This is a genomic window from Kitasatospora sp. MAP12-44, from assembly GCF_029892095.1.
In the GTDB taxonomy this organism is placed as follows: Bacteria; Actinomycetota; Actinomycetes; order Streptomycetales; family Streptomycetaceae; genus Kitasatospora.
In genome coordinates, this window is sequence record NZ_JARZAE010000004.1 from 4,263,820 (window position 1) to 4,282,059 (window position 18,240).

Genomic DNA, 18,240 nt, shown 5'->3' on the forward strand with positions numbered 1-18,240 from the left:
ACTATCTCCCGTTGTCGATAAGGGCGCGCGGTTTGTCACCTGATCTCGTGTGCCGGGGTCCAGGCGACGCCACGCTCGATCAGTGCTCTCATCAGCTCTTGGAACAGTGCCTGCGACAGCGCGGCGTGGGGTTTGCGCCAGCCGACCCCCGTGACGGCCCGCTCCCCCAGCAGCCGGGTGGCCCCGGCCAGAGCGAATCCCGTGGTGCGGGCCATCGCCGACAAGCCGGTCGTCTCGTCCGCGATGTCCAGCACGGTGCTGCGCAGGGTCGCCGGGCGGCCGGCCAGTCGGCCGTGCGCGGTCACCTCCAGCACCACCAGGTCCCGGTCGCCGGGGCGAGCGCGCACCTGCGGCGCCAGCACCCGTTCGACCACGCGCTTGGGCGGCACCCGGACGCCGTCGACATCCACCAGCTCCTCGGCCAGCAGGCCGAGCCGGGCCAGGTCGGTCACCGCCTGCGCGAAGCCGGGCCAGCGCAGGGTCTTCTGGGTGCAGTCGACGCCGCGCAGGACAGGGTGCTCGCCGAGCCAGGGAGCCATCCCGTCGTGGTAGGCCTCCAACCGGCCGACCCCGTCCACCTCGCGCGTCTCCACCCCGGAGAAGCGGGCGTGCCGCACCGGCCGGCCGCTGCTCAGGGCGAGCGCCTCGCGCTGGGCGATCGGCAGATGGTGGTCGTTCTCGCCGCCGAAGAAGGCGGAGTAGCCCAGCGGCTCGCGCGGCTGCTCGGGCACCCCGCCGCAGCAGATCTCCAGCGCCTCGACCTGGTCCAGCCGCTGGGCCACGTCCACCGCGAGCAGCTCGGTGAGGCCCGGTTCGAGGCCGAGCGGCAGCAGGACGGTTGCCCCGGAATCCTTGAACGCGCTGTCCAGACAATGCAGTTCATCGGTCGGCGGCCGGGTGATGCCGGCCACCGGAACCGGGCCGGCCGCCCGGATCACGGCGCGGGTGGCCGCCCAGGGAAGCGCCGTCGCGACCGCGTCCCGCCCGGCCAGACTGCCGTCCAGGCCCGACGTGGTCCGCAGCGCGCAGCTGCTGTGCTCGGCGAGCCAGCCGGCCAGTTCGGCGGCCCGCTCGTGGTCCCGGTCGACCAGCGTCAGCTCGGTCGTGTCCGGGTCGGTGGCCAGCGCGTAAGCAGCCGCGCGGCCCATCTGTCCGCAGCCCACCAGGGTGGCCTTCACGCACGCCACCCCCGCTCTCGGCTCGCCACGCCTACGCGCTGCGGTCCGCGGTCGGCACCACCCGGGCCACCGCCTCGACGGTCACCCGATCCAGCAGGGCATCCAGCCCGGCCCGTTCGACGTGCCGGGCGAGCACCGCGGCGACCCGCTGCTGGCCGAAGTTCTTCGGCGGCAGGGCCAACTCGGCGCCGGCCGGGACCTCGTAGAAGACGTGGTCGAAGCCCGGGTCCTCGCAGATCCCCGCCAGGCCCCCGACCTCCTCGAACCGCCCCTCCTGCTCGGCCAGGACGAAGCGCAGGCCCGCCGCGACCTGCCGGCGGTGCTCCAGCCGGAGCGGATCCCCGGTGGCGACCCGGATCACGTTCTCGAAGTAGTCCACCCCGGTCGCCGCCGGCACCAGGTGCGACCCGATGTAGTCACCTGCGGGCCGCGCGGCGATCTCGATGAACCGCAGCCCCTGCGCACCCCACTTGGCCTCCAGGTGGAAGGCGCAGTTGTCGAACTCCAGCGCCGCCAGGATGTCCTTGGTGGTGGCGGTGATCTCGGCCCAGGCCTCGGCGGGCAGCGCGCTGGGCACCCGGTGCGAGAGCTCCAGGTGGTAGGGGACGCTGGTCACCTTGTCCGTGATGGTGACGACATGGGTCTCCCCTGCCGAGACGAACCCCTCGACGCTCAGTTCGTCGCCCTCCAGGAACTCCTCGACGATGAACTCCGCACCGAACTGACGGAACACCGGGTCGAAGTCCGGCCGGGCGATGGCCGCGAGCTTCTCCATCGCCGGCGCCAGGTCCTGCGGGTCGCGCAGCTCGAAGATGCCCTTGGACCCCGAGGCGCCGGTGGGCTTCACGACCGCGGGCAGCCCGACCTCGCCGATCGCGGCCTTCAGCTCGTCGAGGCCGGTGACCCGGGCGTAGCGCGGGAGCACACCGCCGAGGTGACGCAGCGCCTCCTTCATGGCGTACTTGTTGCGCGCCCGCAGGGCGGCGGTGTCGGACATCCCGCGCAGTCCGAGGTCGGCCGCGATCGCCGCGACCAGCTGGATGTCGACCTCGGTGAAGTTCGCGACACCGGCCAGGTCGTAGGTCTTCGCGATCTCCCGGGCGGCGGCCAGCGAGGCCTCCCGGTCGTAGGTGTCGACCTGCCGGAATTCGTCCACCAGCGGCTTGGCGAACTCCGGGACGGCACGCCCGAGAAGGACCACCCCGTAGCCGAGGCGGCGGGCAGCCAGCAGGGACTCCAGGCCCTCCCGGGGAATCCTCCGCAGGTTCACGAAAAGAACATGGCGCTTCGCCACAGGCCCTCCACAGTTGCAGGATAAAAGCCGAAGCAGATCCGAGCACGTACCGGGCGCGCTGTGGTCCCGACGGATCATCAGAGATTGAGCGACAGCGACTGGTTGGAGGCAGCTGGAACGGCCTGCCGAACTCTTCGAGGTGATGGTTCAAAAGGCCCTCGGGGACCGCGGATCACGCGGCCACGCACGGAAGAGACCCCCGCAAACCCCGGACCTTGTCTCAACATGGTTCAAACCACAGGGAGAACACACGCACCGCCAGGCGCTCTGTTCTCCGGGTCACCACCAGCATGATTCGTATGCCCAACCATGTCAACCGATGAGTTCCGGTCAGCTCGTCGACCGAAATCGGCTGCTACCAGCGGCAATCGGCTCGCCCCCTGCTGCCCCCGACCCGAATCTGGCAGGATGAGGTACCTACGCGGGCCGTGACAACGACCCGGCCGCGTACCGACGGACCCAGGGTCCAAGTAGCCCGGCCGAAGGCCCCCTTGAGGAGAACGCATGGATGACCGTGTCCGGACCTCCCGCTACGGCAGCTGGCACACCCCCATCACCGCGACCGACGTCGTCCGCAGCGGAGTCCTGCTCGAATGGGCCGGCTTCCTGGGCGCCGAACCCTGCTGGACCGAGGCGCTCCCGGAGGACGGCGGCCGCAACGCGCTGATGCGCCGGGGACCGGACGGGCGGATCTCCCAGGTCCTGCCCCCGGGGTGGGACGTGCGCAGCGGTGTCATCGAGTACGGCGGCCGGCCGTGGACCGCCGTGTCCGAACGGGCCGAGGACGGCGTGGTGTTCAGCCACCGGGCGGACCACCGCGTCCACCTGTGGTCCCCCGGCCGCGAGCCGGTGCCACTGAGCCCGGTCGCGCCGGACGGGACGCAGCTGCGCTACTGCGACTTCACCGTGCGCGGCGGCGAGGTCTGGTGCCTGCGCGAGCAGGTGCTGGACGAGGCGGGCACCCTGGTGGACCGCCACCTGGTGGCCCTGCCGCTCGACGGCACGGCAGCCGCCGATCCGTCGGCCGCAAGGGAACTGACGTCGAGTCACCACTTTCTGACCGGCCCGCGGATCTCGCCCGACGGCAGCCGGGTCTGCTGGCTTGGCTGGGACCACCCGAACATGCCCTGGGATGGCACCGAGCTGCTGGTCGCCGGGATCCTGCCGGACGGCACGCTGGACAAGCCGGTCCAGCTGCTGGGCGGGCCCCGCGAGTCCGTGGTCCAGGCGGACTGGGCAGCCGACGGCTCAGGTCGGCTCTACGCGGTCAGCGATCCCGACGGGTGGTGGAACGTCCACGAGATCGCGCCGGACCGCACCGCCCGCAACCTCTGCCCGCGCGAGGAGGAGTTCGGCGAGGCCCTCTGGCGGATCGGTCTGCGCTGGTGCCTGCCGCTGCGCGACGGCAGCCTGGCCGCCGTGCACGGCACTGGGCAGCGCAGGCTCGGTATCCTCGCGCCGGACGGCGCCCTGGCCGACCTCGACAGCCCGTACACCGAGTGGTCCGCCCTGGCCACCGACGGTCGGCGGATCGTGGCCGTGGCCGCCGGGCCGGAGCATGGACGCGCCGTGGTGCTGGTCGACCCGGCCGCCGGCTCGATCGAGGTGGTCCGGGCGCCGCTCGTGGCGCACGCGGAGTTCGCCTCCCGACCGCTCCCCCGCACCTTCCACGGTCCCGACCGGTCCGTCCACGCCTACGTGCACTTGCCGTATCACCCCGAAACGGTCGGCCCCGCCGACGAGTTGCCCCCGTTCCTGGTCTTCGTCCACGGCGGACCGAACAGCCGCAGCCAGCCGGTGCGCAGCCAGGAGATCAGCTACTTCACCAGCCGGGGCTTCGGAGTGGTGGACGTCCAGTACGGCGGCTCCAGCGGCTTCGGACGCGCGTACCGGGAGCGGCTGCGCGGGCGCTGGGGGCAGGTGGACGTGGAGGACTGCGCCACCGTCGTACGCGCGCTGGTCGCCGAGGGTCTGGCCGACCCCGCCCGGCTGGCCGTCCGCGGTGCCAGCGCCGGGGGGTGGACCGCGATCTCAGCGGTCCTCGCGGACCCGGAGCTCTACCGGGCGGCCTGCCTCTACTTCCCGGTGCTCGACCCGGTCACCTGGCGGGCCGGCGGGACCCACGACTTCGAGGCGCGCTACGCCGACGCGCTGATCGGCCCGTGGCCGGAGCAGCGCGTGCGGTACGAGGAGCGGTCCCCGGTACGGCACGCGGAACGGCTGCGGGTGCCCGTGGCGCTGTTCCAGGGCGCGCTGGACACGATCTGCCCGCCGGCTCAGGCGGACCTGCTGGTGGACCGGCTGCGCCGGGGCGGGATCCGGCACAGCCACCTGCTCTTCGACGGGGAGCGTCATGGTTTCCGCCGGCAGGACACTGTCGTGCGCTGCCTGGAGGCCGAACTCGCGCTCTACCGGGCGGCGCTGGACTGCTGAACGTGCTGAGAGCCGGCGGGAGGTCAGCCGGCCGCGCCCAGCAGTCGGCCGGCCCGGTCAAGGGTCTCCCGGAAGTTCTCCTCGGTCGTCCGCTGCCGCGCCTCAGCCTGCGGCAGCCAGACCAGCGGGGACTCCGGGTTCTCCGGCCGCGCCAGGTCCGGGGACTGGGTGGCCAGCAGGAATCTCAGGTCCGCGTGCTCGTGGGCCGGCTCCTTGGGAGAGCCCGGGACCGGGACCACGGCGAGGTGCACCAGCGAGGCGTCCGGCCAGGGCACCAGGTCCCGCAGGCCGGTCTCCTCCCGGCCCTCGCGCAGGGCGATCTCAAGAGGCAGCGTCTCACCTGGGTCGCCGTGCCCACCGACCTGCAACCAGGCCTGCTGGCGCACGTGCCAGCGCAGCAGCACTCGCTGCGTCGTGGGGTGGACGATCAGGGCGGAGGCCGTGAAGTGCAGCGGCGTCTTCCGGTCCCAGGCGTCCGCCGCCCCGACCAGGCCGAGCACCCGCGCGTGGTCCGCGGCCTCCACCGGTCCCTGCGGCTGGTACCGGCCCAGCAGTTCAGCCAGTCCGAGGCTCTCCGTCACGCCCGCGCTCCCCATGCTCAACACTCCTCGCTCCATCGGGTCCGCCCACCCTATCGACTGACGGTTCGTCATCTGACCAGTACGGCCGGGCGGGTGGCCCGGGGCGTGTTGCGGCTGGCCAGGAAGCGCGGGACGCCCTGGGTGACGACCGCGGAGATGCCGGGGAGGTCGCCGATCTCCATGGCCTCCAGCGCGGTCGAGGCCGCCGAGCCGCTGGGAGCGTCCAGGACCACCACGTCCGCCTCGTCGCCGACCCGCAGCCGGCCCACCGGCAGCCGCCAGACGTCCGCGACGTTGCCGGTGGCCAGCGCCCAGGCCTGGGCCGGGCCGACGGGAGAGAGCGCGGACAGCTCCACCGCCGTCTTCAGCACGGCCAGCGGGATCACGCCGAACCCCGAGGGAGTGTCGGAGCCCAGCACGATCCGGGACAGCGCGTCGCTCTCCACGGCCCGCCGCACGATCCGCAGCGCCGCCCGGAGGTTGCCGGCCTGGACGATCTGCAGAGCCATCCCGCTCTCCGCCAGCAGCCGGTCCACATCGGCGTCGGGCAGCGCGGTGGGGCCGCCGTTGGCGTGCCCGCAGACGTGCGGGTCCAGGGCCAGCAGGTCGTCCGCGCGCAGCGAGGCGGACCCCGCCGCGCTGGCGCCGCCGGCATGGCACATCACCACCAGGCCACGCTCCTTGGCCCAGCGGATCTGCTCGACGCCGTCCGCCGCCTTCTCATAGGCGCCGAAGCCGAACTTGGCCAGCCACACCCCGCAGCGCGCGAGATCGTCGAAGTCGCTCTCCTCCAAGGAGGGTTCGAGCAGTACGTTGCCGGCGTGCACCCGCATGCCGCCTGGCCGGAAGTTGTCGAAGGAGGCGCGGGCCGCCACCGCCAGCGCCTTGACGCCGTCGCGGTCGCGCGGCCGGCCGGGGACGTGCACCTCCCCGGCGGAGATCACCCGGGTGACACCGCCGTGCAGGTACCCCTCCAGGTAGTCCACGGCCTTCTGGCGGGGGGAGTAGTCCCCGAAGGTGACGTGCACGTGCGAGTCGATCAGCCCGGGCGCCACGGTGGCCCCGGCGGCGTCCAGGACCTGGTCAGCCGAGGCGATCCGGTCGGCCAGGTCCGCGGCCCGGCCGACCGCCGTGATGACGCCGTCCGTGCAGAGGACGGTGTCCGCGCCGTCGATCAGGGGAGCCGACAGCTCCCCCGAGAGCAGGCATCCTGCCCCCGTGACTGCCAAGGTGCCCACGCTGTCGCCTTTCGGTTGGATCGTGAAGTGAAGTGTCGTGTCGCGTCGTGCTGACAACCGTGCACTGCGTGCTCAGGGCGCGGCAGCGAAGCGTTCGGGCCGGAACGCGGCCGCCAACGCCGAGGGTTCGCCCAGCAGTTCCTGGGCGGCGAGCTCGCCGAGCACCGGTGCGAGGGTGAGTCCGCTGTGGGTGACCACCACGTAGAGCGCACCGGTCCCGGGCACCCAGCCGAGCACGCTCATGCCGTCCGCCGGCATCGGGCGGACCCCTACGTAGGCGTCCTCCACCACGACCTCCCCGGCCGCCGCACCGGGCAGCACCTCGGCCAGCCGCCGCAGCACCCGCTGCCCGGCGGCGCGCGCCTGCTCGGCCGCGTCCGGCTGATCGGGGAGCAGCTCCTCGTCCACATCGTGGCAGTGCAGGACGAGCCGGCCGCCGCTGTGCGGACGAATGCTCAGGTGCGGCGCGTGCAGGATGCGCTCCACCCGCACCGGCACCGGCGAGGTGCGCACCAGCAGCCCCAGGGTGGTCACCGCCGGGTCGCCCGGCTCCACCAGCGGCACGTCGGCGCCCACCCGGCCCAGCAGCTCCCTGGTGCCGCGCCCGGCGCAGCTGACCACGGCGTCCGCCTCGATCCGCTCCCCCGAGGCCAGCGTGACGCCGCGCACCGGGTCCGCGCCGAGCAGACCGGTGACCGCGTCACCAGTGCGCACCAGCACGCCCGAGCGGCGGCAGCGCTCCTGCACCGCGGCCACGAAGCGGTCGGCGACCACGTGTGCGTCCGCCGGGTAGTACACCAGCGGCCCGCACAGGCCGCGCAGTGACAGTCCCGGCTGGAGCTCCCGCTGCGCCCGCTCGGCGTCGACCTCCTGGACCGGATAGTCCTTGGCCCGGTATCCGTCGGCGGTCGCGGCCAACTGCGCGGCGCCCTCAGCGGTGTCGGCCCAGTGCAGGTTCCCGTGCCGGAAGAACCAGGGCGGGCCCTCGGTCCGGGCGGCCAGCCGGTCGTGCGCCCGCAGACCCTCGGCGGAGAGCGCGAAGTACGGGTCGAACCCGTTGTCCACCGCGTTCACCCAGCCGAAGCCGTGCGCGGAGAGCCCGCTGCCGGGCTGCTGCGCGTCCACCAGGAAGACGGACGCCCCCCGCTCGGCCAGGCAGAGTGCCACGCAGCTGCCGATCGCCCCGGCGCCGACCACGACGACCCGCATCACCGCTCCTCCTCCTTGCCGAGCGCGGTCCCGCACAGGTAGCCGCCCACCAGCGCGGGGCCCAGCGTGCCACCGGAGCCGGGATAGCCGGGGCCCATCACGGTGGCCGCCACGTTGCCGCAGGCGTACAGCCCCGGGATCGGGGTGTCGTCGTGGCGCAGCACTCGGCCGCGCGCGTCGGTGACGACACCGCCCTTGGTGCCGAGCATGCCCGGCTCGACCCTGATCGCGTGGAACGGCGCCCGGGTCAACGGCCCGAGGCAGGGGTTGGGCTCGCGCCGGGGGTCGCCGTAGTAGCGGTCGTGGCTGGTGCCGCCACGGCCGAAGGCCGTGTCGACCCCCTGTTCCGCATCGCGGTTGAACGTCGCGAGGGTGGCGGCCAGTCCCTCCTCGTCCACGTCGATCAGCCGCGCCAGCTCGGTGGGCGTGTCGGCGCTGGCGTACCAGCTCGGCGCCGCACCGCCCGGCTGCGCGCCGGCGATCGGGTAGCTGCGGCGGAAGGCCTCGTCGAAGACCAGCCAGCCGGGCAGGTTCGGGCGCTCGTGCCGGGTGGGGTCGAAGTCCAGGAATGCCTTGGTGATGTCGTTGTAGTTGACGGCCTCGTTGACGAAGCGCCGGCCGTGCCGGTTGACCATGATCGAACCGGGTAGGCAGCGTTCGGCGACCAGGTGGCGGAAGAGCGGAGCGCCGTCGTACTCCTCCCCCGGGACGGACACCGCCGGGACCCACCAGGCCTGCGACATGCCGTCGAGCGCGGCCCCCGCGCCCATCGCCATCCGCAGGCCGTCGCCCTGGTTCCAGGGCGGGCTGACCGGGCGGGTCCCGGCCAGCCCGAGGTGGCTCTGCTTGAGGCGCTCGTCCCATTCGTAGCCGCCGCTGGCGAGCACCACGCCGGCCCGCGCCCGGTAGGCCACCGGCCCCTCGGCGCTCTCGGCCCGGACGCCGACCACCCGGCCGTCCTCGATCAGCAGGCCGCCGGCCCGCACGCCGGTGGCGAAGACGACCCCGCGCTCGTCGCAGGCCGCCACCAGCGCGGCCACCAGCGCGGCGCCGACGGTCAGCACGCCCTCGGCCCTGCGGCGGGCGACCAGCTCGTGGTCGTAGAGCCCGGGCAGGCTCCAGCGGTGGCGCTCGTCGTAGGTGACGGCGTCGAAGTGGCTGCCGTGGCGGATCCGCTCCAGCAACCCCGGGCGGTCGGCGGTCGGGAACGGGACGTTGTCCAGGGTGCGTCCGACGTCCCGGGCGCCCGGCCAGGCCGAGTGGTAGTCGGGCCGGTCGATCGGGAAGAGCCGCACGGGGGTCTCGGCGTGCAGGTAATCGACCGTCTCCGCCGCCACCTCGACGTACTGCTCCAGTCGCCACCGCTCGGTCCGGCCCTCGGTGACGCGCTCCAGGTAGCACAGCGCGTCCTCGGCGGAGTCGGGCATGCCGTGCTCGCGCATCACCGCGCTGTTGGGGACCCAGACCATGCCGCCGGAGACGGCGGTCGTCCCGCCCAGGACGCCGGTGCGTTCGAGGACGGTGACGCGTTGCCCGGCGTCGGCGGCCCGGCAGGCCGCCAGCAGTCCGGCACCTCCGGAGCCGATCACCACGGAGTCGGTTTCCTCGTGTCGCACGGCAGTCCAATCTCTCGATGGGTGCAGAGGGCAGGCAGAAGGGTCGGGCTGAAGGGTCGGTCTAAAGGAGTGGGGCGGGCCGGTAGCCGACGCACTCGGGGTAGCGGGCGGTGACCTTCTCGATCCGCGCCAGCACAGTCGCGACCTGCTCAGTGGCGGCGCCGGTGAAGCCGATCCGGTCGGCCAGCAGGCCGTCGAGCTGCGCGCGGTCGAGCGGCAGGCGGTCGTCGGCGGCGAGCCGGTCGATCAGCTGGTTGTCCGCGCCCTGCGCGCGCATGGCCAGCGCCGAGGCGACCGCGTGCTCCTTGATGATCTCGTGCGCGGTCTCCCGGCCGACCCCCGCGCGGACCGCCGCCATGAGGATCTTGGTGGTGGCCAGGAACGGCAGGTAGCGCTCCAGCTCCGCGCCGATCATCGAGGGGAACGCGCCGAACTCGTCCAGCACGGTCAATAGGGTCTCCACCATCCCGTCGAAGGTGAAGAAGGCGTCCGGCAGCGCGACCCGGCGCACCACCGAGCAGGAGACGTCGCCTTCGTTCCACTGGTCTCCGGAGAGCTCGGCGGCCATCGACGCGAAGCCGCGCAGGACGATCATCAGGCCGTTGATCCGCTCGCAGGAGCGGGAGTTCATCTTGTGCGGCATGGCCGAGGAGCCGACCTGCCCCTCCGCGAAGCCCTCGGTGACCAGTTCGTCGCCGGCCATCAGCCGGATCGACTTGGCCAGCGACGACGGACCGGCGGCGAGCTGCACCAACAGGCTCAGCACCTCGTGGTCCAGCGAGCGCGGGTAGACCTGGCCCACGCTGGTGAGGCGGTGGGCGAAACCGAGGTGGCCGGCTATCCGGTCCTCCAGCTCCGTCAGCCGCCCCTGGTCCCCGCCGAGCAGGTCGAGCATGTCCTGCGCCGTCCCCATCGGGCCCTTGACGCCGCGCATCGGGTAGCGCTCGATCAGCTCCTCCAGGCGCTGGACGGCCACCAGCACCTCGTCCGCCACCGTCGCGAAGCGCTTGCCCAGCGTGGTGGCCTGGGCGACGACGTTGTGCGAGCGCCCGGCCATCACCAGCTCGGCATGCTCGGCGGCCAGCCGGCCCAGCCGGCTCAGCAGGGCGACGCAGCGCCCGCGCACCAGGACCAGGCTCTCCCGGATCTGGAGCTGTTCGACGTTCTCCGTCAGGTCGCGGGAGGTCATCCCCTTGTGGATGTGCTCGTGCCCGGCGAGGGCGTTGAACTCCTCGATCCGGGCCTTCACATCGTGCCGGGTGATCCGCTCCCGCGCCTCGATGGAGTCCGGGTCGATCTGCTCCAGGACCCGTTCGTAGTCGGCGACGACCCCGTCCGGAACGGCGATGCCGAGCTCGCGCTGTGCGCTCAGCACGGCCAGCCAGAGCCGGCGCTCCAGGATGATCTTGTGCTTCAGTGACCAGAGCTCGACCAGTTCCGGCGAGGCGTAGCGCGCTGCCAGGACGTCGGGGATGTCCGTCTTCATGGCCCTGCTTTCGGTTGGTGGCCGCCGACCGCCGGTGGCGTCGGCCGCGTTTCAGGAGACGACGGTGCTGCTGATGCCCTGGTTGTTCGCCTTGGTGAACCAGAAGTCCCGGATCAGCCCCCGGACGCGCAACTCCTCGGCCCACAGCGCGGCTTCGGCCGGGCGCCGGGTGAAGGCGAAGCAGGCCGGGCCGGTGACGCTGAGCGCGATCGCGTCCACCGAGGGCTCGGCGCGCCCTGCGTCGAGCACGCCGGTCACCGACTCGCCCTGGAAGGCGATCTGCGCCTGCTTGAAGTGGCCGGTGAAAGTGATCGCGTTCACGGCCGCGCAGAACGCGTCGAAGTCCTCCTCCAGGACGGCCGGAGCCAGCCCCATGAAGACCAGGTGGGAGGTGCGCCAGGACTCCTGCGGAGGAATCGGCGTGACCGAGTGGAACCACGCCAGCTCCTCCTGGCCGCCCAGATGGCGCCCATGCGTGAGCAGCACCAGGATCGGCCAGTCGGGGAAGTCGAGCCGGACCACCGGCCGGGGCGGCGCGACCTGCTGGGCGAAGCGGCTCGGGCGCAGATAGGTCTGCGGCGCCGCAGCGAAGTCCGGCGGGTTGACGTGGCCGCCGTCCACCAGGAAGCCGCCGAGCTCGGCCAGCCCGGTGCTCGCTCCCGAGGTCCGGCCGCGCCCGAGGGTCTGCGCCAGCTCCCGCAGCTCCACCCGTACGCCGCAGAGCCGGGCGTACGCGTGGCCGACGGCCAGCAGCGTGGTGGTCTTGGAGCCGAAACCGCTGTGCTGGGGCAGGGCTTCGACCACGTCCAGCCGGGCGGGCGGGCCGCCCCACAGCTCGCGCAGGGTGCCCAGCGCGGCGGTCAGCTCGCGGGCGGTCTCCTCGGCGGCGCCGGTCACCCGGACCACCCCGTCCTCGGCCCGGCGCACTTCGGCGGTCAGCCCGGGCCGGTCCACGGCCATGGCGGCGATGCCGTTGCGGCGCATCGAGGTGCCATCGAGGCTGATCAGGGTGAAGCTCAGCCGGGCCGGCGCCGACACCCGGACAGCCTTGGGTCCGTCGGACGAGTGGAATGCCATGGGAATCCCCTCTGGTCGATCATCGGTCACGGTCAAGGTCGCGGATCGGGCTCGCCGCACGGGCAGCGTCCGTTCGCGGAACCAGGGTCGGGGTGGACCGGGCACGCGCACACTGCCCGGCTCAACCCCGGTCGTCGACAGGGCAGCAGGCGGCACGGCTCGGACGAGGCACCCGGATCTCGACTGCGGGCCCTCGCGGCGCACCAATCTTGGACCGGTTTTCGACGCAGCGTCAATCGTCGCTCTACAAACAACTGTTGCGCGGGCCCGCTGTCACATCCGCGGGCCCCGATTCGTCTTCACAGGTGGAAGGCGTTCATCGGGTCCCTCAACGTCCGGACCGCTCGCGGTCCCGACACAGCGAAACGGAGGCAGGCAGTGGCCACGCCGAAGGTCAACGAATCCCTGACCCGGGTTGGGCCGGGCACGCCCATGGGCGGTCTGCTCCGCGAGTACTGGCTCCCCGTGATGCGCAGCGAGCGCCTCGCGGAGCGCGGCGGCTCCCCGGTCCCGGTGGAGCTGCTCGGGGAGAAGTACGTGCTCTTTCGCGGGGAGGACGGCTCGCTCGGCTGCTTCGCCGAGGCCTGTCCGCACCGGGGCGCCTCGCTGACGCTGGCCAGGAACGAGGACTGCGCGCTGCGGTGCATCTATCACGGCTGGAAGTTCGACGTCTCCGGCAAGGTGCTCGCGACACCGTCGGAACCCGAGGACGGCGGCCGGTTCGCGAGCCGGGTGAAGCTGCTGCACCACCCGGTGGTGGAGGCCGGCGGCATCATCTGGGTCTGGCTGGGCGGCACCGACCGCGAGCCGAACCCGTTCCCGCAGTTCCCGTTCACCAAGGTGCCTGCCGAGAACGTCTTCGCCACCATCGCGCTGGTGGACTGCAACTGGCTGCAGGGGCTGGAGGCCGACATCGACTCGGCGCACGTCTCGCTGCTGCACGAGACCGAGGCCCGCAACGGCCCGCTGCGCGACCTGCTGGACGACACCGCGCCCCGCGACGAGATCGACGAACAGCCGTACGGGCTGCGCTACGCGGCACTGCGCTCGCTGTCGTCGGGCGACACCCTGGTCCGGGTCAAGCCCTTCGCCATGCCCTGGTACACCGTGGTGCCCGAGCTGCCCAACGGCGACCGGCTGTGGCACGCCTGGGTTCCGGTCAACGACCACCAGACCATCATGTGGTACCTGTGGTGGAACGACGAGAAGCCGGTGGACCCCGCGTACTTCAGCGAGCAGTTCGGGCTCGACCTCGACCGGCTCAACCCCGACAACATCCGCGAGGGCTACACCCGCGAGAACGCCTGGGGCCAGGACCGGAGCGCGATGCGCGAGGGCCGCAGCTTCTCCGGCATCCGCGGCCTGGTCCTCCAGGACGTGGCCGTCCAGGAGAGCATGGGGCCGATCGTGGACCGGAGCTTGGAGAACCCGGGCAGGAGCGACCGGGGCATCGTCCGGGCCCGGCGCTTCCTGCTGGACGCGCTCGACGCCCACCTGGGCGGCCGTACTCCGTCGGGTCTCGGCGCCGAGGCCGACTACGGCAAGGTGCGGTCGGCCGCGGTCGTGGTCCCGGCCGACACGGACTGGCGCGACACGGTGTCCTGACGGGTCCTGGGTGAGGCGGCCGCCGCGCGGGCGGCCGTACCTGCCGCTACCTGCCGCTCAGACGAAGGGACCTGCCATGGCCCAAGTGCTGTCCGTCTCGGGAAGTCCGTCCGCGACCTCCCGCACCGCCGCGCTGCTGCGCCACCTGGACGCCCGGCTCACCACCCAGGGGCACCGGGTGACGCCGCTGGACGTGCGCTCGATGCCGGCCGAGGCGCTGCTGGGCGCCGACCCGCGGCACCCGGCGATCGTGGCCGCCGCGGCACTCTTCGCGCAGGCCGACGGGATCGTGGTCGGCACGCCCATCTACAAGGCCGCCTACTCCGGCCTGTTGAAGTCGCTGCTCGACCTGCTGCCGCAGTACGCCCTGGCGGGCAAGGTGGTGCTGCCGCTGGCCACCGGCGGCAGCCCCGCGCACGTGCTGGCCATCGACTACGCGCTGCGCCCGGTGCTCACCTCCATGGGCGCGGCACAGATCACCCCGGGCTGGTTCACCCTCGACCGGGAGATCACCGTGCACGAGGACGGCACCGTGGCGGTCGCCGAGCAGACCGCCGCCGCCCTGGCCCACGTGACCGATCAGTTCTCCGTCGCACTCGACGGCCGTTCCGTCCTGTCCCCCGTCTCCGCCTGAGCCGACCCCGGGCCGATTGGAGTTCTTGTGAAGCGCTGGTCCACCAAGGACATGGAAATCCTGCGGCCGCCGGCCGACGGCAGGCCCGGCGACGGGATCCTGACGTTCACCGACCGCTACTCGGTCTACGACTTCGGCGTGATGCCGGACGAGATTCCCGGCAAGGGCGCGGCCTCCTGCCGGATGGCCGTGCACTCCTTCGGGCTGCTGGCCGAGGCCGGCATCCGGACGCACTTTGTGGAGCAGCTCTCCGAACGGTCGCTGCGCATCCGGCTGCTGGACATCGACTTCGAGGGTCGGTCCGCCGCCACCGGTCCGGGCGGGATGATCCCGCTGCAGGTGGTGTACCGCAACGCGCTGCCGCGCGAGTCGTCGGTCCATCTCCGACTCGCCGCCGGACAGTTGGACCCGGCCCTGGTGCCGCCGTTCACTGCGGCCGGGGCGCCCTGGCTGGTCTCGCCGATGGTGGAGTTCACCAGCAAGTTCGAGGAGACCGACCGCTTCGTCACCGCCGAGGAGGCGGCCGTGGTCGGCCGCGTCGGCGCCGCCGACCTGGCGGGCATCGCCGAGCTGACCCGCACCGTCGCCGGCGTGCTGACCGCGCACGCGGGTCGGATCGGGCTACGGCTGGCGGACGGCAAGGCCGAGTACGGCTTCGACGAGGACCGCAGGCCACTGCTGATCGACCATGTCGGCACCCCCGACGAGAACCGCTTCTACTTCGGCGGCACTCCGGTCTGCAAGGAGCTGCTGCGGCTGCTGCACCCGGGACTGCGCGACCTGGTCCAGGAGTTGGTCCGCAACGGCACGCCCCGCGCCACCTGGCCCCGGCCCGAGCCGCTCGGCGGGGAGCTGGTGGGCGCCACCGCCGAGGTGTACCGGGCGCTCGCCGCGCTGTGGACGGCCGATCCGGCCGATGCGGTCCGCCAGGACAAGCACCTGGCCACGGCCGTCAAGGAGTTCCATGCCGCCCTGCCCGTGCCCGAGCTGCTGGACCGGATCGGTCTCGAGCAGGCGGTAGCACCGCAGCAGACCGGGTGACGGCTGTGGCAGGCAGCTCGAGTGCCCCGGTGGCGGCCGCGCTGCGCCGAGCCGGGGTCGAGGCGGACGACTCCGTGCGCCGGCGAGCGGAGTACTCCAGCGACGCCTCGCTCTACCGGGTGGTCCCGGCAGCGGTGGTGTTCCCGCGCACGGCCGACGAGGCGGTGGCGACACTGGAGGTCTGCCGCCGGCTCGGCGTCCCGCTCACCGCGCGGGGCGCCGGGACGTCGATCGCCGGCAACGCGGTCGGCCCCGGCGTCGTCCTGGACTTCTCCCGCCACCTGAACCGGGTACACGAGATCGACCCGGAGACCGGGACCGCGCTGGTGGATCCCGGGGTGGTCCTCGACGACCTGCAGCGGGCGGCCGCCGCCCACGGCCTGCGGTTCGGCCCGGACCCGTCCACCCACAGCCGGTGCACGATCGGCGGGATGGTGGGGAACAACGCGTGCGGCTCGCGCGCGCTCGGGTACGGGCGGACCGCCGACAACCTGGTCGAGCTGGATCTGGTGACCGGGTCGGGGGAACGCCTGCGCGCCCGCGGCGGCGCGGATCCCGCCACCTCCCCGACGCTGGCCGCGCTGGACGCGGTGGTGCGCGGGCGCCTCGCGGTGATCCGCACCGAACTGGGCCGGTTCGGCCGGCAGGTGTCCGGCTACTCGCTGGAACACCTGCTGCCGGAGAAGGGGTTCGACGTGCCGGCCGCGCTGGCCGGCTCCGAGGGCACGCTCGGGGTGCTGCTCGGGGCCAGGCTGCGGCTCACCGCAGTTCCGGCCAGCACTGCGCTGGTGGTGCTGGGCTACCGGGACATGGCGAGCGCCGCCGACGACGTCCCGCCGTTGCTGGCCTGCGAGCCGGTCGCGGTCGAGGGCCTGGACCGGCGCATCGTGGACGTCGTGCGCGGCCTGCGCGGCTCGGCGGCGCTGCCGGTACTGCCGCGCGGCGGCGGCTGGCTGCTGGTCGAGGTCCCCGGGGGCCGGCGCGGCCGAGTCCGGCGCCCGCGCGGCCGCCGTCGTGGCAGCGGCCGGCACCCGGGAGGCCCGGGTGATCACCGACAGCGCTGAGGCCGCGGCGCTGTGGCGGATCCGCGAGGACGGGGCGGCGCTGGTGGCGCGCACCGGTCGCGCGCATCCAGGTTGGGAGGACGCCGCCGTCCCGCCCGAGCGGCTCGGCGGCTACCTGCGCGCGTTCGAGAAGCTGCTGGCCTCGCACGGCCTGAGTGGCATCCCGTACGGCCACTTCGGCGACGGCTGCGTGCACGTGCGGATCGACTTCCCGTTGGAACGCCCCGGCGGCCCGGCGCTGTTCCGCGGCTTCCTGCAACAGGCGGCACAGCTGGTCGCCCGGCACGGCGGATCGATGTCCGGCGAGCACGGCGACGGACGGGCCCGGGGCGAACTGCTGCCGTACATGTACTCCGCCGCCGCGCTGGAGACGTTCGCCGCGGTGAAGGCGGTTTTCGATCCGGACGATCTGCTCAATCCGGGGGTATTGGTGCGGCCCCGCCCGCTCGACGCGGATCTGCGGCTGCCCGCCGCCGCGCCGCTGCGCTCCGGACTCGGACTCGGGCACCACCGGGACGGCGGCGACTTCACCCGGGCCGTGCACCGCTGCACGGGGGTGGGCACCTGCCGTGCCCCCTCCCCTGCACCGGACACCGTGATGTGCCCGAGCTACCGGGCCACCCGGGACGAGAAGGACTCCACCCGGGGGCGGGCGCGGGTGCTGCAGGAGCTGGTCAACGGCTCGCTGGTGCACGGCTGGCACTCCCCGGAGGTCGGCGAGGCGCTGGATCTCTGCCTGGGCTGCAAGGGGTGCTCCTCGGACTGCCCCAGCGGGGTGGACATGGCCGCCTACCGGACTGAGTACCTCTACCAGCGCTACCGGCGCCGGCTGCGCCCGGTCACCCACTACTCGCTGGGCCTGCTGCCGTTCTGGGCCCGGCTCGCCTCGGCGGCCCCGGCGCTGGCCAACCGTGCGCTGTCCGGACCGCTGGGCCGGGTCGGCAGGCTGCTGGCCGGCGTGGACCGGCGGCGGGAGCTGCCGCAGTTCGCCCCGCGCACCTTCCGCCAGTGGTTCGCAAGCCACCCGCCGGCCGCCGGGCGGCCCGTCCTGCTCTGGGTGGACACCTTCACCGACCACTTCACCCCGCAGGTGGGCGTCGCCGCGGTCCAGGTGCTGGAGCAGGCCGGCTACGCGGTACGGATCCCCGACCGGAAGCTCTGCTGCGGGCTGACCATGATCGCCACCGGCCAACTGGACACCGCCCGGCGGGTGCTGCGGCGCAGCATCGCCGACCTGGCCCCGCACGCCGCGGCCGGCCTGCCGATCGTCGGCCTGGAGCCCTCCTGCACCGCGGTGTTCCGCGGCGACGCCGCCGAACTGCTGGGCGCCACGCCCGAGGTGACGTCAGTGGCCGGGGCGGCCCGAACGCTGGCCGAGCTGCTCACCGAAACGCCCGACTGGACACCGCCACCGCTCGGCGGGGCCCCGATCGTGGCCCAGCCGCACTGCCACCACCGCTCGGTGATGGGCTGGTCGGCCGACCGCGAGCTGCTCGGCCGCGCCGGCGCGGCCGTGCACGCGGTGGAAGGCTGCTGCGGGCTGGCGGGCAACTTCGGGGTGGAGCGCGGCCACTACGAGACGAGCGTCCTGGTCGCCGAGACCGCGCTGCTGCCGGCCGTCCGAGCGGCCGGGCCGGACACCGCGCTGCTCACCGACGGGTTCTCCTGCCGCACGCAGCTCGACCAGCTCACCGGCCGGAAGGGTGTCCACCTCGCGGAACTGCTGGCCGCCGCGAATGACGAGACACGCTCTGGCATCGATTGACATTCCCCTGGGAGGGGCT

General features: G+C 73.1%; 14 protein-coding genes. 6 read left to right on the plus strand and 8 right to left on the minus strand.

What is annotated here, in order from left to right; translation table 11 throughout:
* Positions 1-35: 35 nt before the first annotated feature.
* Together P3T34_RS19875 and P3T34_RS19880 are read right to left on the minus strand one after the other, a co-directional pair.
* Positions 36-1,178: a saccharopine dehydrogenase C-terminal domain-containing protein gene (locus P3T34_RS19875; RefSeq protein WP_280667375.1), complete on the minus strand. Its 1,143-nt coding sequence runs from the start codon at positions 1,176-1,178 to the stop codon at positions 36-38.
* 31 nt (positions 1,179-1,209) lie between these two features.
* A complete protein-coding gene (locus tag P3T34_RS19880) occupies positions 1,210-2,448 on the minus strand; it encodes an ATP-grasp domain-containing protein (RefSeq protein ID WP_280667376.1) in 1,239 nt (412 codons plus the stop codon).
* Between the two features lie 528 nt (positions 2,449-2,976).
* On the opposite strand from P3T34_RS19880, the gene P3T34_RS19885 reads away from it, so the two are divergent.
* Positions 2,977-4,905 carry a prolyl oligopeptidase family serine peptidase gene (locus P3T34_RS19885; protein WP_280667377.1) on the plus strand — a complete coding sequence of 643 codons (1,929 nt, stop codon included), beginning with the start codon at positions 2,977-2,979 and terminating at the stop codon, positions 4,903-4,905.
* A 23-nt stretch (positions 4,906-4,928) separates the two neighbouring features.
* Here P3T34_RS19885 and P3T34_RS19890 read toward each other — a convergent pair whose 3' ends face one another.
* The 6 genes from P3T34_RS19890 to P3T34_RS19915 form a co-directional block, all read right to left on the minus strand.
* Complete coding sequence (locus tag P3T34_RS19890; protein ID WP_280667378.1) at positions 4,929-5,486, minus strand: NUDIX domain-containing protein; 558 nt, start codon at positions 5,484-5,486, stop codon at positions 4,929-4,931.
* A gap of 68 nt (positions 5,487-5,554) precedes the next feature.
* Complete coding sequence (locus tag P3T34_RS19895) at positions 5,555-6,724, minus strand: amidohydrolase family protein (protein WP_280667379.1); 1,170 nt, start codon at positions 6,722-6,724, stop codon at positions 5,555-5,557.
* A 72-nt stretch (positions 6,725-6,796) separates the two neighbouring features.
* Positions 6,797-7,933: an FAD-binding oxidoreductase gene (locus P3T34_RS19900; protein WP_280667380.1), complete on the minus strand. Its 1,137-nt coding sequence runs from the start codon at positions 7,931-7,933 to the stop codon at positions 6,797-6,799.
* On the minus strand, positions 7,933-9,549 hold the full coding sequence (locus P3T34_RS19905) for an FAD-dependent oxidoreductase (RefSeq protein ID WP_280667381.1): 1,617 nt from the start codon (positions 9,547-9,549) through the stop codon (positions 7,933-7,935). Before P3T34_RS19905 ends, P3T34_RS19900 begins: the two co-directional genes overlap by 1 nt.
* Before the next feature lie 61 nt (positions 9,550-9,610).
* Complete coding sequence (purB, locus tag P3T34_RS19910) at positions 9,611-11,035, minus strand: adenylosuccinate lyase (protein ID WP_280667382.1); 1,425 nt, start codon at positions 11,033-11,035, stop codon at positions 9,611-9,613.
* Positions 11,036-11,086: 51 nt separating this feature from the next.
* Complete coding sequence (locus P3T34_RS19915) at positions 11,087-12,112, minus strand: beta-ribofuranosylaminobenzene 5'-phosphate synthase family protein (protein WP_280667383.1); 1,026 nt, start codon at positions 12,110-12,112, stop codon at positions 11,087-11,089.
* A 378-nt stretch (positions 12,113-12,490) separates the two neighbouring features.
* On the opposite strand from P3T34_RS19915, the gene P3T34_RS19920 reads away from it, so the two are divergent.
* The 5 genes from P3T34_RS19920 to P3T34_RS39940 all read left to right on the plus strand — a co-directional run bounded on the left by P3T34_RS19920 (position 12,491) and on the right by P3T34_RS39940 (position 18,221).
* A complete protein-coding gene (locus P3T34_RS19920) occupies positions 12,491-13,717 on the plus strand; it encodes a Rieske 2Fe-2S domain-containing protein (RefSeq protein WP_280667384.1) in 1,227 nt (408 codons plus the stop codon).
* Between the two features lie 76 nt (positions 13,718-13,793).
* Positions 13,794-14,351 carry an NADPH-dependent FMN reductase gene (gene ssuE, locus P3T34_RS19925; protein ID WP_280667385.1) on the plus strand — a complete coding sequence of 186 codons (558 nt, stop codon included), beginning with the start codon at positions 13,794-13,796 and terminating at the stop codon, positions 14,349-14,351.
* Between the two features lie 27 nt (positions 14,352-14,378).
* On the plus strand, positions 14,379-15,392 hold the full coding sequence (locus tag P3T34_RS19930; protein ID WP_280667386.1) for a phosphoribosylaminoimidazolesuccinocarboxamide synthase: 1,014 nt from the start codon (positions 14,379-14,381) through the stop codon (positions 15,390-15,392).
* 5 nt (positions 15,393-15,397) lie between these two features.
* Positions 15,398-16,456: an FAD-binding oxidoreductase gene (locus P3T34_RS39935; RefSeq protein WP_348534675.1), complete on the plus strand. Its 1,059-nt coding sequence runs from the start codon at positions 15,398-15,400 to the stop codon at positions 16,454-16,456.
* Entirely contained in the window at positions 16,437-18,221 is a 1,785-nt protein-coding gene (locus P3T34_RS39940) for an FAD-linked oxidase C-terminal domain-containing protein (RefSeq protein ID WP_348534676.1), read from the plus strand. Before P3T34_RS39935 ends, P3T34_RS39940 begins: the two co-directional genes overlap by 20 nt.
* Positions 18,222-18,240 lie beyond the last annotated feature (19 nt).

Excerpts from the sequence above, each read along its gene's own strand:
- P3T34_RS19885 (WP_280667377.1), top strand. The coding sequence starts at position 2,977 with ATGGATGACCGTGTCCGGACCTCCCGCTACGGCAGCTGGCACACCCCC.
- P3T34_RS19900 (WP_280667380.1), bottom strand. The coding sequence starts at position 7,933 with ATGCGGGTCGTCGTGGTCGGCGCCGGGGCGATCGGCAGCTGCGTGGCA.
- purB (WP_280667382.1), bottom strand. The coding sequence starts at position 11,035 with ATGAAGACGGACATCCCCGACGTCCTGGCAGCGCGCTACGCCTCGCCG.
- P3T34_RS19915 (WP_280667383.1), bottom strand. The coding sequence starts at position 12,112 with ATGGCATTCCACTCGTCCGACGGACCCAAGGCTGTCCGGGTGTCGGCG.
- ssuE (WP_280667385.1), top strand. The coding sequence starts at position 13,794 with ATGGCCCAAGTGCTGTCCGTCTCGGGAAGTCCGTCCGCGACCTCCCGC.